Genomic DNA, 14,039 nt, shown 5'->3' on the forward strand with positions numbered 1-14,039 from the left:
AAAATTAATAAAAATAACATAATTTTAAATCACAATAATTAAAAAACCAACACCATATATTTAAAATTATTATTGCATATCAATTTCAAATATTCTAAATTCACTTAAACAAATTTTAAAGATAATGGTTATGAAAAAATTATTATTGAGTATCCTAGTTTTAGGATCTATATCATCTTGTAATAGTGATAATATTACCAATCAATCTGAAGATTTATCCAATGGCACAGAATCTTCTAATTTAGTAAAAAGAGGCTGTCCATCGGAAGAAATAAGACAGGAAGCTTTAAAAAACAGCCCTGAGCTAAGACAGAAATTTGCGACTTTGGAAGCCAATACAGAAAAATTTGCTAATGATTTAAAATTAGGAAAAGTACTTGCTGACGGAACAGTAGAAATTCCTGTCGTTGTAAATGTACTCTATAATACCACAGCAGAAAATGTTTCAGATGCAAGAATTGCAGAGCAAATTGCAGTACTGAATTCAGATTATACAGCTACAAATAGTGATATTAATAAAATTCCTACTGAGTTTCAGACAGTAAGTTCCGGTGATACTAAAGTTAAATTCAGATTAGTAAATACCATCAGAAAAAAAACCAACACTAAAAGCTGGAGAACCAATGACGCTATGAAAAAAGCTTCTACGGGAGGAATTGACGCAACAAATCCTACCAATTATCTTAATATGTGGGTGGTAGGTAAAATGACCAGCCAGGGAAGTACTATTTTAGGATATGCAACCTTCCCGGAATCTGCCGGTTTATGGAATGACGGTGTAGTGATTGCTGCCCCTTTCTTTGGAAAAACAGGTGCTTCTTCTCCTTTTAATCTAGGCAGAACAGCAACTCATGAAGTAGGACATTACCTGAACTTAAGACATATTTGGGGAGATGCGAATTGTGGAAATGATTTGGTAGCAGACACTCCTACACAAACAACGGCTAATTATGGAAAACCAACCTACCCTCTTTATAACACCTGCACAGGTGTAAAAAGATCTGTAATGTTCATGAACTATATGGATTATGTAGATGATGCTGCCATGTTTATGTTCTCAGGAGGACAGAAAACAAGAATGCAATCTGTAGTTGCTTCATCCGGTGCGAGAGCTGGATTAAGAGTATATTAAAATTAACCTTGATACTAAAAAATAAGCCTGAGAAAATTCTCAGGCTTATTTTTTATAGGTTTTTCGAATTATTTTCCGGGGTATAGTCCATAAAAAGACCCCCATCCAAATATATCGATTTTACTTTTTTCTTGGTAGGGATTGTAAGAACCGTCTTTGTCTGATCTTTTTCCCAAACGGAGGGCGAAAAGTGAATAGCTTCTGTTGCTCCATCCTCATAATTAATTTTTGCATCAAAAGGAATGGCAAAACCACCTACATTAGCAATACTAATGGAAAGCAGATTATTTTGCTGGGCCGTAGCATCTATTTTTAAATCAATATAGTTATTGGTATAGAACCAATTATTAAAAAACCAGTTTAAATTCTTACCAGAAGCCGTATTCATTGAATTAAAATAATCCCATGGAATCGGATGTTTTCCATTCCAGTTATCCATATAATGGTGAAGTGCTTTTTTAAACAGCTCATCTCCTAAATAATCTTTTAAGGCTAAATAAGATAAAGAAGATTTTACATAAGAATTATTTCCATAACCTGCTCCACTTACCTGAGTACTCATGGTAATAATAGGCTGATCCTGTTCTGAAGAAGGATCATTAATCCATCTTTTTACCCGGAAATTTTTATAGAATTCTTTTGCCGCTGTTTCTCCGTTCTCATCGATTCCAATCAGATATTCCAAAGTGGTTGCCCAACCTTCATCCATAAAAGCATAACGCGTTTCGTTAATTCCCATATAAAAAGGGAAATAAGTATGTGCAATTTCGTGATCTGCCGTTAATCTTGCATCCTGAAGATCATCCGGAATACTTGTATCATTAATCATCATAGGATATTCCATATCGGCGTATCCCTGAATGGCTGTCATCACATTATATGGATATTCAACTCCCGGCCAGTTTTTTGAAAACCAATCCAGATTATACCCCATCCAATCTACATAATGCTCAAAGTCTTTTGCTCCGGTTTTATACCCGGCCTGAACACTTACTCTTTTTGTTTTCAATTGTACACTTGCTGCATCCCAAACATAATGTTTACTTAAGGCAAAACAAAAATCCGTGATATGATTGGCTTTAAACTTCCACACATTCCATTTGTTTTGTTTAGTGGCTTTCCCGGACCTCATTTCCTGTTCCGTAGCAATATTTACTACCTTATCACTTTTTAAAGAAGCTTTGTATCTTTTCAGATATTCAGGCTGAAGAACGGCTTCAGGATTTAAAAAATCTCCGGTTGCCCATACCACATAGTTTTTAGGTGCAGTGATCGCAAAAGAATAATCATTAAAATCATTATAAAACTCCTGTCTGTCTGAGTGCGGAAGCATATCCCAACCATTGTAATTATCATATACTGAAATTCTAGGGAAAGAATAAGCTACATAAAACGTTTCAGGATCAATTTGCCCTTCTCTTCCACTCTGAACAGAAAGGGGATATTCCCACTCTATTTTAATTTCAGCTTTCGACTTAGATTTTAAAACAGAATTCAGTTTTACTTTTTCTACCGTTCCCCAGTCATCACTATTGATCTCATATTTTTCACCATCTACAATAAATGATTTAATTTCTAAACCTGATGATAAAAAATCTTTAGAAACAAATCCTGATCTTGGCGATTGAGGTTTATGTAAATTATTCACAAATCGTATTGCCAACTCAACCAAATCATTCGGACTATTATTACTGTAAATAATAGTTTCTTTTCCGGAAACTGTTTTTGTTCCGGCATCTACTTTTACCTCAACATTATAAATTCCTTTATTCTGCCAATAGTTTTTTCCTGGTGCTCCCGATACACTTCTGGTTCCGTTTTCATATGCCTTCTTTATATTTCTTGGCATATAGAGCTCCTGAGCGGAGATCTGTTGCAATGAAATGATCATTAGTAAGCCGGAAAGAAATCTCTTCATATCTCTTATTTTAGATACATCAAAATTATGAAAAATGTAATAGACAAAAGCAGGTTCTTTCATCGCAAAATTTAGATTTGGGGTTGTTTTTACAGTTTACAGTTCAAAAAAATCCAACTCTGATACGAAATTGGATTTTAAGTTAATTTCCCTGTTAATCTTTAATTTAAAAGGAAAGATCTACCAACACCGGAAAATGATCCGACGGATATAGGAGATTCTCTCTTCTGTCATTAATATGTCTATGAGATTTCACCTTGAATCCTTTTACGAAGATATAATCTATCCTGTCTTTGGGGACTTCATTCACATTGAATGCCGTAAATGTTCCTACAGGACCATAATGTTTGGTTTCTGAGTGATAGAAAGTGTCTGTTAAATTTTGAGAAAGAATTTTAATCGGTTCCGAATCATCTGTCAGATTAAAATCTCCGCTTAATGTTACCGGTAAGTTTTTAGGATTAATTTCCTTAATCTTCTTTAAAATTAAATCTGCAGATTTCACTCGCGCTACATTTCCTACGTGATCAAAATGTAGATTAAGTGCCATAAATTCTTTTTTAGACTTCTTATCTTTAAAAACAGCATAGGTACAAACTCTGTTGTACGCTGCATCCCAACCTTTTGAAGGCTTTTCAGGAGTTTCAGATAACCAGAAAGTTCCGGAATTTAACACTTGAAGTCTGTTCGTATCATAAAAAATAGCTGAAAATTCTCCCTTTTCCTTACCATCATCTCTTCCAACCCCTACATAATTATAGTTTTTTAATCCGTTCTTAATGTCTTTCATCTGTTCCGGAAGTGCTTCCTGCACTCCGAAATAATCCGGATGATAATAACTTAATAAGTCTATTGCATCCTGTTTTCTCTGTGTCCAGGCATTATCTTTATCCGATTCTACCTGAAGTCTGATGTTGAAACTCATTACTTTAAAATCCTGAGAAAAGTTGAGGATAAAAAGCAATACAAATAGTCCTGAAAATTTAAACTTCATTATTCTTAATTAAAAAGTTAAACAAAAATAAAACATATGTTTCATAAAGAAGCAATGATTTTGATTTATTCTACGAGTGATGTTCAGAAATAAAAAACTCCGGAAAGTTTTTCCGGAGCTTAGCTATTATAATTATTTTTCTTTAGTAAATTTAAATTCTTTTGAACCCTGTTTGAAAGTAATCATCTTCTTATCCTGACTATAGGTCATTGAAATTTCTGCCTGATCAAAAGTAAAAGTATTATTCCCTGCATATTCAAGAGCGAATTCCTGCTGACCGGCCGCCTGTCCGAAAAGTTGATTGTTTTTCTCCGTAAAAGTAAGCTTCAAAGGGATGTCTTTACTTCCGAATGTACCCGTGAAGTCTTTGATATTTATTTTTTCAACAGGTGCAGCATCAGAGCCATTCCAACTGTTATTTTTAGAATTAACATCAGGAATTTGTGAGTTAGGATCTAATTTTACCAATGAAATTTCTTTCGTTGAATTAATTTTAAAGGTCCATTCCTTATTTCTTTTCCAAACTTCGATCGGCAATTTTACGATTTGTTCGGTTCCATCTTTGAATTTCACCTGAACTGTCGTCGGCATAGGCAACTGTCCAAGATTTTCAACAGTAATTTGTGCTCCGTTTTTAAAGTCTCCGTTTACATATTTCACAGTTTTTACAGACTGATCGATCTTCCATTTATTGATAAACCAACCTCTCCAGAACCAATTAAGCTCTTCCCCCGAAACATTTTCCATTGTATGGAAAAAATCCCAAGGTGTAGGATGTTTAAAAGCCCAACGATCAATGTATGTTCTAAATGCCTTATCAAATTTCTCTGGTCCTAAAATAGCATCTCTTAGTACTCCTAATCCAAGCCCCGGTTTATAATAAGCCAAAATACCAATACTATTTTCTTTCATATTGTCCGGCCCCACCATAATCGGTTCAAAATTATCACTCATCAGGAAACCTCCCATCTGAGCAACATTTTTCTTCTCATAATACTCACCTTTATTAAAAGCTTCTGTTGAAAGTTCATTAATAAAAGTATTAAAACCTTCATCCATCCATGCAAATAGTCTCTCATTAGAACCTACAATCATCGGGAACCAGTTGTGTCCAAATTCATGATCAGTAACTCCCCAAAGACTTTCTCCTTTAGAATCCATATGACAGAAAACAATTCCCGGATATTCCATCCCGCCTTCATTTCCTGCAACATTGGTAGCAGCAGGATAAGTATATTCGTACCATTTTGCCGAATAGTGCTCAATTGCAGCTTTCGTATATTCTGTTGATCTTCCCCATGCTTTTTCTCCAGCACTTTCTGCAGGATAAGCTGAGATTGCCAATGATTTTTTACCACTAGGGAGGTTAATTTTTGCTGCATCCAAAATGAAAGCAGCCGAAGACGCCCAAGCGAAGTCTCTTGCCTGATTGATCTTAAATTTCCATGTTTTCGTTCCTGTCGATTCATTTTTCCCCAGTTCAGATTCCGAACGAATAACAATCGTTTTATCACTATTTTTTGCTTCCTCCCATCTTTTATTCTGTTCCTTTGTATACACTTCCTTTGCATTCAAAAGCTCTCCTGAAGCGACTACATATTGATTTGCAGGAACGGTTATATTGGCTGTAATATTTCCGTATTCCAGATAGAATTCAGATGCTCCTAAATAAGGCATTGCATTCCATCCCAGCACATCATCATATACACACATTCTCGGATACCATTGAGCCATGGTGAATATTTTTCCGTTCTTGGTATCCTGAATTCCCATTCTGTCTGATCCGTATTTCGGGGAAAGGAATGAATATTCCACTTTTATTTTCGCAACACCTCCGTTAGATTTAAGCTCTTCCGGAAGATCGATCTGCATTCTGGTATCGGTAATCGTATATTTTACCTCTTTACCATTATATTTTACAGATTTTATCTTATATCCGCCTTCAAACTCCTCACCATGAGCTCCGTTTCTGCTTCCTGACATCGGAACAACAGCATTTCCTCTGGAGTTTTTTTCAAATAAATTCTGATCCAGTTGCAGCCATAGAAAACCCATTCTGTCCGGACTATTATTAGTATATGTAATTTCCGCTGTTCCCGCGATTTCATTTTTAGCCTCATCAAGACTTACATTCAGATGATAATCAGCCGAATTTTGCCAATAAGCATGTCCCGGTTGTCCACTTGCAGATCTGGTTGAAGTACCGGTTTGCGGATAAAAAAATGGTTTAAAGGCTTCTACATAATCATATTTAGGAGATTCCTGAGCAAATGCCGATTGTGAAAAAAGCACCACAGCTACAGCAGAAACAAGATTTGGAATTTTAAAATTCATATTAATTCTTTTTAATTAACAAATTAAACAAAAATAAGACTTCTCCGAATAGAAAAGTCTTATTGACAAATTATATTGTTAAATTTTCTTTATCCTCCTCTATCGAGAGAAAATATTCTTCAAAATCTTTTTGGGAAACCGGCTTTTCACTTTCTAATTTTACTACTCCTATTGTTTTATAGTGAGCCACCCATTTTATATTTTTCTTTTTAAGTTCTGCTTCCAGATCCTTACTATTAATCTCTTTTTTAAGAACAGCTAAATAAGTTTTCATCTTTTATGCCTGTATTAATCCGTTTCCGATGTCTCTGTATTTCAAACCGTCAATCGGTTTTGCTTTAGTTTCTATTAACTCCCATATTTCTTTTGCCGATTTTTCGGGAAACTGTTCCATGTATAATGCAACAAGTCCCGAAACGTGCGGTGTTGCCATACTTGTTCCGCTCATTGCGTAATAATTGCCGCTTTTATTTTTCGAATTTTTAGGATAAGAACTGACGATATCAACACCCGGAGCGCAAATATTCACATTTCCTCCCGTAGAAGGATTCAGTCCTGCATTGGAAAATTTGGCAATTTTCATTTGTCCGTCGATGGCTCCGACTGCCATAATGGAAACTGCATTTGCCGGAGATGAAACCGGTAAAGGCATCGAAGGTCGGCTGCTGTCATTTCCTGCAGCTGCGATAATGACACAATTATTCTCCAAAGCTTTTGCTCCGACCGTTTCAAAAAGTAGCGAAGGCTTATCATTTAATTTTACCGCAGAAGCTAATGACAGGGATAAAATCCTGAATTTTTTAGTAATTGCCCAATCAATCGCATCAATTACACTGCTTGTTGTTCCTTTTCCTGCATCGGAAAGGACTTTTGCTATTTTTAAATTAGCCTCTTTTGCAATTCCGTAGCGTTTTCCGTTATCGAGTCTGATATTTCCAGTTGCAATTCCTGAACAATGCGTTCCGTGGCCGTTCGGATCGCGATTCCAGTCTTCTCCGGCGATGAAAGATTTACCTTCAATTTCTCTGCCTGAAAAATCAGGATGAGACAAGTCCAGACCGGTATCCAAAATACAGATATCAATCCCTTTTCCGGTATACAGGGAATTTCCAAGACCAAGGGCTTTCAAGCCCCACTCCATTTCTACCAAAGGTTTTTGCGGCAGAGGTTTATTTATGATATATTTTTCCAGCTCGGTAATTTTATTCGCCAAATCTGTTGACTGTTTTTTCAATTCATTAATGATCGAAAATTCATCGGCTGAAAAAAATTCTCTTTCTTTTTCAAAATAAACGATCGGGTTCGAATCGTTTTTTACGGCACTTTTCAGTTGTTCTTCATCCATATTTTCGACAACAAGAACCCCTAAATTTTTATATAAAACCCCGTTGTCATTATCGATTACTTCGTAAGAACGGTTTTCCGATGAAAGAAATTCTGATGAGGTGATGGTAACATCAAATTCGCGCTCCACTTTTCTGAGGGAACTTTTCTGTTGATCTTCAAGAACAACAATGTATCTTTCTTTTTCCATGGCAGTCAGTTTTAGATTAATTTCAGAAGAACTTTTTCAAGCAATAAGAAAATATCTTCCGAAATCATACTTAGTCTTAGTTTTTTATTAATTCCGGAGATTTGCGTATTATGATTGACTAAAGAATTCCAGAATACTTCAATTTTAGGTATAGAATTCAGGTCTTTTACTTTATCATCATCCAAAACACTGTTTTGATACAATGAGATCATCAATCCGGAAAGCAATTCTTCAGCTTCGTCCAGCTTCTTTTTTTCTTTTGCATACATTTCCATCAAAAATCCGTGAATGGTTTCCATTCCGTTAAATGAAAATCCCGAAAGAGTTTCACGCTTTCCAGACGTAATTTTTTCCATCTGAACAGGATTGAAACCTCTTTTTACCGTGGCAATCATATTCATAACCTTCAAGACTTCAGACTCGTAGGTGGCATTTCCTTTTGTTCTTAAATATTCTAAAAATTCGTTGAGAAATGCTTCAAACCGTCCATCAAAATCAAAGGATTTCAACAGATAAAGCTCCTGAACTTTATTAAAATGTTCAAGCAATTCCTGAATTTTCTGTATCGTATGATGAACGAGTTCCTGCATTATTCAAAAGTTATCTGTTCGACAGTTTTTCCGTCTTTATCGGTATAAGAGACGATTCTGATGCCTTCCTCTTCCATTTCCACATGAAGATTAATGAATAATTTATCCTTATCTTCAGCAGAATTGGTGTTTGGATCGATGTAAATGTTGTTTAATTTTGAATTCATTAAACTGTATTTGTTCAAAACATCCGTGTAAATTGTTCTCAACGCTTCAGATTCGGCTTCTGTAGAAGTTCCTTCGATTGGTCTTTCAATGGGCAATCTAGGAATTGATGGAGTTTTTGGGTCTGCAACAATGGCTCTTGTTGGCGGAGTTTTGGTCTTCGGAGTCTGTATCGTTGTTTCTGTTTTCACAAGTCTGCTTAGTGGAACTCCCCCTCTTACATAATTTAAGATCACTTTAAAGTCTTCTGTCAGAATATTTTTGGTCGAAATCGGCTGAATATTGAATTGCTTTTCTTTATTGATCAACAAAATTCTTTCATTCACATCCTGAACAAATTTGGTTTCATTTAATATAAAATTCCTGTCCGCATCAGAATCAATATCTGTGATTTTGATGGGGATATCCATTTTAACGCTTGGAAGCGAATATCTTGGAACTTTAAAATATTTTAAATACTCGTGTTGAGCATACTCTTTTGCAATCATGACTGCATTTTCGTCTGCTTTTTTACGAGCCTGAATTATCTCGTTATTGAGATAATCCAGGTAATCTGATAACTTAATCATTACTCGTAAAAGTCTTATTGAGCAAGTAATCCAAGAACTTTTTCCAATCCTGCAGGCATTTCGTCGTTGGTAGCCTTCACTTTCACTCCAAGAGAATATTCTTTTTCCACTTTAATTCCTGTGCTTGAAGTTCTCTTGTAAGAAACATCCACATTGAATTTCACTGGTCCGAAACCTCCTGAAGCTCCCGCTTTGATCCCGAATTCATCGCTTACGTCTTTTGTGTATGTTGAATTTAATTTTACGTTAAAATCAACCTCACAAGTTTCGATTCTAAAGCTCGGAACGTTCAACAATGCGATAAAAGGAACTGAAATTTCAACCTCCTGTTCCATTGTTGGCTCTTCGTCCGGAGTATCTGTTTCGTTTTTGTAATTCGGATTGGGTACGTTTTTTTTGTACTTGAATTCCGCCATACGAAGTTTGTCATCATCTCCGTCTTTTTCGAAACCAACTTCCTTGATGAAATTTACTGTACTGATCGAAGCGTTTGACTGAGCTGTAACACAAGCATTAAGCGGTCCTCCAATGATTTTCGCGAAATCGATACTTCCCAACTCTGCAGCGAAGTCTGCGCTTTCTGCTCCCGAAGTTTTGAAAACCTGATCGTCTGCAGCCATTCTGCCTGCGATCATTTTCAAGACATCCGTAGATACATTTGCGAAAGATTTTTCCCACTTTTCGTCGTAGTTTTTCTTAAAATCATCGATGATGCTTAATAATTCTTTGTTTGAAAGACCAGCCAATTCAGACGTTTCAATTCCTGAAACTTTTTCGTAAACTGCAGGTGTTAATGATTTTTCTAAACCCATTAAAAGGTCAATTAATTCATTTTTTGTTTTCTTGGTGTAGTTTGCTTCCAACACCGACTTTAATGTTTCCATGTTTTTTGGTTTGTTTTGGTTATTAAAATTTTGTACTGCAAATTTATGTCGCTTTGAAGTGAACGATCTCAGTAAATCACCTAAAAATCAAACCGTAAAACCACCAAATAAAAAAAAGTAGATTCCCCGATGAGAATCTATTTTTTGCTTTGTTTAAAGGGTTTTATAAATTTTAAACTAAACTCATTATTATATTTTTCAATCAATTTGTCATTCTGACGAAGGAAGAATCTATACTTTTTTAATAGAAATTCTTCACTCCACTTCGTTCAGATCAGAATGAAAAATGCGTATTGAATTCTTTAAATATTCAAAATAAATTAATTCGATTTTTTAGCTTTAATCATTGCTTCCAACGCATCCCACATTTCCTGCGGAATATCTTCCAGCATATTAAATTCACCGGCTCCTTGCAACCATTCACCTCCATCAATGGTTACTACTTCACCATTCATGTACGCGGAATAATCGGAAACCAGATACGCTGCAAGATTAGCCAATTCCTGATGTTCACCTACTCTTCTCAGTGGAACTTTCTTTCTCATATCAAATTTTTCCTGCAAATCTCCCGGAAGCAATCTGTCCCAAGCTCCTTTGGTAGGGAAAGGTCCCGGAGCAATAGCATTGAAACGGATTCCATACTTTGCCCATTCAACCGCTAAAGATCTTGTCATCGCTAAAACTCCTGCTTTTGCACATGCCGATGGAACAACATATGCAGAACCCGTCCAAGAATAAGTAGTCACGATATTTAGAACTGTTCCCGGAGTTTTAGAATCAATCCAGTGTTTTCCAATGGATAGTGTACAGTTTTTTGTTCCCTTCAATACAATATCTAAAATAGAATCGAATGCTGAGTGCGTTAGTCTTTCTGTTGGCGAAATGAAATTTCCTGCCGCGTTATTTAATAAAATATCAATTTTTCCAAATTCTTTTAAAGTAGCTTCCTTCATAGCTTCCACTTCCTCCCAGTTTCTCACATCACAGGCAACACAAAGAACTTTTCCACCCGTTTCTTCTTCTAATTCTTTTGCAGTTCCTTGTAATTTTTCAATATTTCTGGAAGTGATCACCACTTTCGCACCTAGCTGAAGGAAATATTTGGTCATTGCTTTTCCAAGGCCGCTTCCTCCTCCTGTAACAATCGCTACTTTATCTTTTAGTGCGTCCTCACGCAACATAGGTTGTGTATAAAGATTCATACGTTTTATTTTTTCTTAAAAATAATAAATATTGAAACGTAATCCTTTAAAATAGACTAAGAAATAATGCTACAAATAATTATTTTACATACTATCAAAAAAACAGCCTGACAAATAATTCGTCAGGCTATTTCTATATTGAACAAGATTAAATTAATTAAGAAGCAACAACTGTTCCTTTAAATGTAAGTGTTTTTGGAGTTTTGCTGTCGCTAGTTGTAACGTTCACTGTTTTCATGAACGGACCTGCAGTTGCAGCATTATAGCTAGCTTCTACAAATCCTTTTTTCCCCGGAAGGATCGGAGTTTTTGTATAATCTGCTGTTGTACAACCACATGACGGCGCTACATTTTCGATAACGATAGGCTTGTTTGATGTATTGGTAAATTCAAATCTGATTACTTTTGGTTTACCTTGAGGAATATTTCCTACTTCAATTGATTCAGATTTCCATTTAATGGCGTCTGCAAGTACTCTTACTACAGGAGAATTATCCGTAGGAAGTACATTTGCATAAAATGGAGAAAATGCCAAAACTGCTAAAAGTGCTGTGATTTTTAAATTTTTCATGAGTATAAATTTTAATAGTTAAAATAACCGATTTTTATTTTTGTTACAGCAAATGTAAGCTGAATATGAATATGACTTGTTAACCGCTATCAAACATTTGTTAATAAGTTGTTAATGATAAAAAATTAATAGATATTTTTGGATAATATTGTTTCTGCAAATGGAAATAAAAAGACTTAATATTATTATCACTCTCGGGTTTATTGCTATTATCGGAATTTTGATAGCGCAGCTTTTATGGACCCGACAAGCTTATAATCTCGAAAATCAAAAATTTAATCAAAAAGTAAACATTGCTCTGCTTGAAGTTGCGGAAAAGCTGTCCGGAGGAAAAACTTCTTTCACGGAAAATCCTGTGCAGAATATATCCAATGATTATTATGTGGTTAATATTAATAATGAATTTCATCCTGCAGTTTTGGAACATTATTTAAAAACAGAATTCACACGTTTTCAAATCAATACCAATTACGTTTACGCTTTATATAATTGCCATAGCGATAAAATGATCTATGGAAAATATATATCCAAAAATCAGGAAAGTCCCAATACTAAAATACAATTTCCAAAACATAAGAATTTGGTCTATTATTTTTCAATTCGTTTTCCTGATAAGACAACGTATTTGATCAGTTCATTACGTTTTTGGTATTTGCTTACTTTTGCCCTAATTATTATCCTTTTGGTGTATGTCTACTCAATTTACACCATTATTCAGCAAAAAAAATTCTCTGAACTGCAAAGGGATTTTATCAATAATATGACCCATGAGTTCAAAACTCCCCTTTCATCCATACTTCTGGCTTCCGAAGCATTAACAAAACAGGATTTGGTAAAAGAAAATCCTAAGCTGCAGACTTATACTTCCATTATCACCGATCAAAGTCATAAACTTAATAATCACATCGAAAAAATACTGAATATTGCCAAAAATGATGCTTCCGGGTTGTCTTTAAAACCTCAAAGAATAATTTTACTCTCTTTTATTCAGGAAATTGTGGACACCATAAAGCAAAAGAATGAGAATTTATCCATTGAAATAAACATTGACAGTACTATTTCGGTCATTGCAGACGAATTTCACTTTACCAACATCATTTACAACATTTTAGATAATTCCATTAAATATTGTGAAACCGAGCCCAACATCACAATTTCTTCAAATAAAGATTCAAAAGGTTTATATTTAAAGTTTAAAGACAATGGAATGGGAATTCCGGCTAAAAACCTTCCTCATATTTTTGATAAATTTTACAGGGTAAACACAAAGAAAAGTGATGAAGTGAATGGTTTTGGGCTAGGATTATTTTATGTAAAAAAGATTGTCCAGCAACATAACTGGAAGATTTCAGTTGAAAATAATCAGGATCAAGGAATTACCATTACCCTGTTTTTACCTTTTTAAACCAATTAATGTGCAATTCATGGGAAAATCTAAAATTCTATACGCAGAAGACGATAAAACTATAGCTTTTCTGATTCAGGACAGTCTGGAAAGTTATTATGATATTTCCTGTTATGCAGACGGAAAATCTGCGTTTGAAGCATTTAATAATGAAAGTTTTGACATTTGTCTTTTGGATATCATGATGCCTGAAATGAACGGTTTTGAAGTCGCACAGCATATTCGTGAAAAAAACGCTGAAATCCCGATCATTTTTATTTCGGCAAAAGCTTTAAAGGAAGATAGAATTAAAGGATTGAAAATTGGTGCAGATGATTATCTCGTAAAACCTTTCAGTATTGAAGAACTCATTTTAAAAATTGAAGTTTTCCTGAAACGTTCAAAAAAAACAGAATCTTCGCCACAAAAATACCAAATCGGAAAATACAATTTTGACCCGAAGAATTATACTTTACAGGATCAGGAAAATACGATCACCCTTACCCAAAGAGAATCTGAACTGCTTCTATATTTCATCCGTAATAAAAATACGGTGTTGAAAAGACAAGATATTTTGAAGGCTGTTTGGGGCGATGACGATTATTTTATGGGGCGAAGCCTGGATGTTTTTATCTCAAGATTACGAAAAGTATTTGCAGACGATCAAAATATCATCATCGAAAACTTACATGGAATTGGTTTCCGTTTCTCGGAAAAATAATCCATGAGTTTTCTCTACATTTACTCTTCGAAAAATATTCA

At 34.9% G+C, this 14,039-nt stretch carries 13 protein-coding genes; 3 read left to right on the plus strand and 10 right to left on the minus strand.

Going from position 1 to position 14,039, the window contains the following annotated elements; genetic code table 11:
* The first annotated feature begins 130 nt into the window (after positions 1–130).
* Positions 131–1,132, plus strand: a complete 1,002-nt coding sequence (locus LV842_RS14365; RefSeq protein WP_233112133.1) for a zinc metalloprotease — start codon at positions 131–133, stop codon at positions 1,130–1,132.
* A 52-nt stretch (positions 1,133–1,184) separates the two neighbouring features.
* Here LV842_RS14365 and LV842_RS14370 read toward each other — a convergent pair whose 3' ends face one another.
* The 10 genes from LV842_RS14370 to LV842_RS14415 form a co-directional block, all read right to left on the minus strand.
* Complete coding sequence (locus tag LV842_RS14370) at positions 1,185–3,050, minus strand: M1 family metallopeptidase (RefSeq protein WP_233112134.1); 1,866 nt, start codon at positions 3,048–3,050, stop codon at positions 1,185–1,187.
* A gap of 166 nt (positions 3,051–3,216) precedes the next feature.
* Positions 3,217–4,044 carry an endonuclease/exonuclease/phosphatase family protein gene (locus tag LV842_RS14375; RefSeq protein ID WP_233112135.1) on the minus strand — a complete coding sequence of 276 codons (828 nt, stop codon included), beginning with the start codon at positions 4,042–4,044 and terminating at the stop codon, positions 3,217–3,219.
* Positions 4,045–4,176: 132 nt separating this feature from the next.
* Complete coding sequence (locus LV842_RS14380) at positions 4,177–6,378, minus strand: M1 family metallopeptidase (protein WP_233112136.1); 2,202 nt, start codon at positions 6,376–6,378, stop codon at positions 4,177–4,179.
* Between the two features lie 70 nt (positions 6,379–6,448).
* Complete coding sequence (locus LV842_RS14385) at positions 6,449–6,652, minus strand: hypothetical protein (protein WP_233112137.1); 204 nt, start codon at positions 6,650–6,652, stop codon at positions 6,449–6,451.
* Positions 6,653–6,655: 3 nt separating this feature from the next.
* Positions 6,656–7,912, minus strand: a complete 1,257-nt coding sequence (locus LV842_RS14390) for a S8 family peptidase (protein WP_233112138.1) — start codon at positions 7,910–7,912, stop codon at positions 6,656–6,658.
* 11 nt (positions 7,913–7,923) lie between these two features.
* Positions 7,924–8,502 carry a hypothetical protein gene (locus tag LV842_RS14395; RefSeq protein WP_233112139.1) on the minus strand — a complete coding sequence of 193 codons (579 nt, stop codon included), beginning with the start codon at positions 8,500–8,502 and terminating at the stop codon, positions 7,924–7,926.
* Positions 8,502–9,236: a hypothetical protein gene (locus LV842_RS14400; RefSeq protein WP_233112140.1), complete on the minus strand. Its 735-nt coding sequence runs from the start codon at positions 9,234–9,236 to the stop codon at positions 8,502–8,504. The genes LV842_RS14395 and LV842_RS14400 overlap by 1 nt, the downstream gene beginning before the upstream one ends.
* A gap of 14 nt (positions 9,237–9,250) precedes the next feature.
* Positions 9,251–10,120 carry a DUF2589 domain-containing protein gene (locus tag LV842_RS14405; RefSeq protein WP_233112141.1) on the minus strand — a complete coding sequence of 290 codons (870 nt, stop codon included), beginning with the start codon at positions 10,118–10,120 and terminating at the stop codon, positions 9,251–9,253.
* A gap of 320 nt (positions 10,121–10,440) precedes the next feature.
* On the minus strand, positions 10,441–11,322 hold the full coding sequence (locus tag LV842_RS14410; protein ID WP_233112142.1) for an SDR family oxidoreductase: 882 nt from the start codon (positions 11,320–11,322) through the stop codon (positions 10,441–10,443).
* Between the two features lie 157 nt (positions 11,323–11,479).
* Positions 11,480–11,893, minus strand: coding sequence for a DUF1573 domain-containing protein (locus LV842_RS14415; protein ID WP_233112143.1), 414 nt, complete (start codon positions 11,891–11,893; stop codon positions 11,480–11,482).
* 160 nt (positions 11,894–12,053) lie between these two features.
* Here LV842_RS14415 and LV842_RS14420 point away from each other — a divergent pair, with 160 nt between their 5' ends.
* The gene (locus tag LV842_RS14420; RefSeq protein WP_233112144.1) at positions 12,054–13,298 is read left to right on the plus strand and encodes a sensor histidine kinase; all 1,245 of its coding nucleotides are present in this window, start codon (positions 12,054–12,056) and stop codon (positions 13,296–13,298) included.
* A gap of 19 nt (positions 13,299–13,317) precedes the next feature.
* Positions 13,318–13,998 (plus strand): response regulator transcription factor, encoded by a 681-nt coding sequence (locus LV842_RS14425; protein ID WP_233112145.1) that lies wholly within the window; start codon positions 13,318–13,320, stop codon positions 13,996–13,998.
* Positions 13,999–14,039: the final 41 nt, after the last annotated feature.

It is taken from the genome of Chryseobacterium gwangjuense, from assembly GCF_021311115.1.
Classification (GTDB): domain Bacteria; phylum Bacteroidota; class Bacteroidia; order Flavobacteriales; family Weeksellaceae; genus Chryseobacterium; species Chryseobacterium gwangjuense.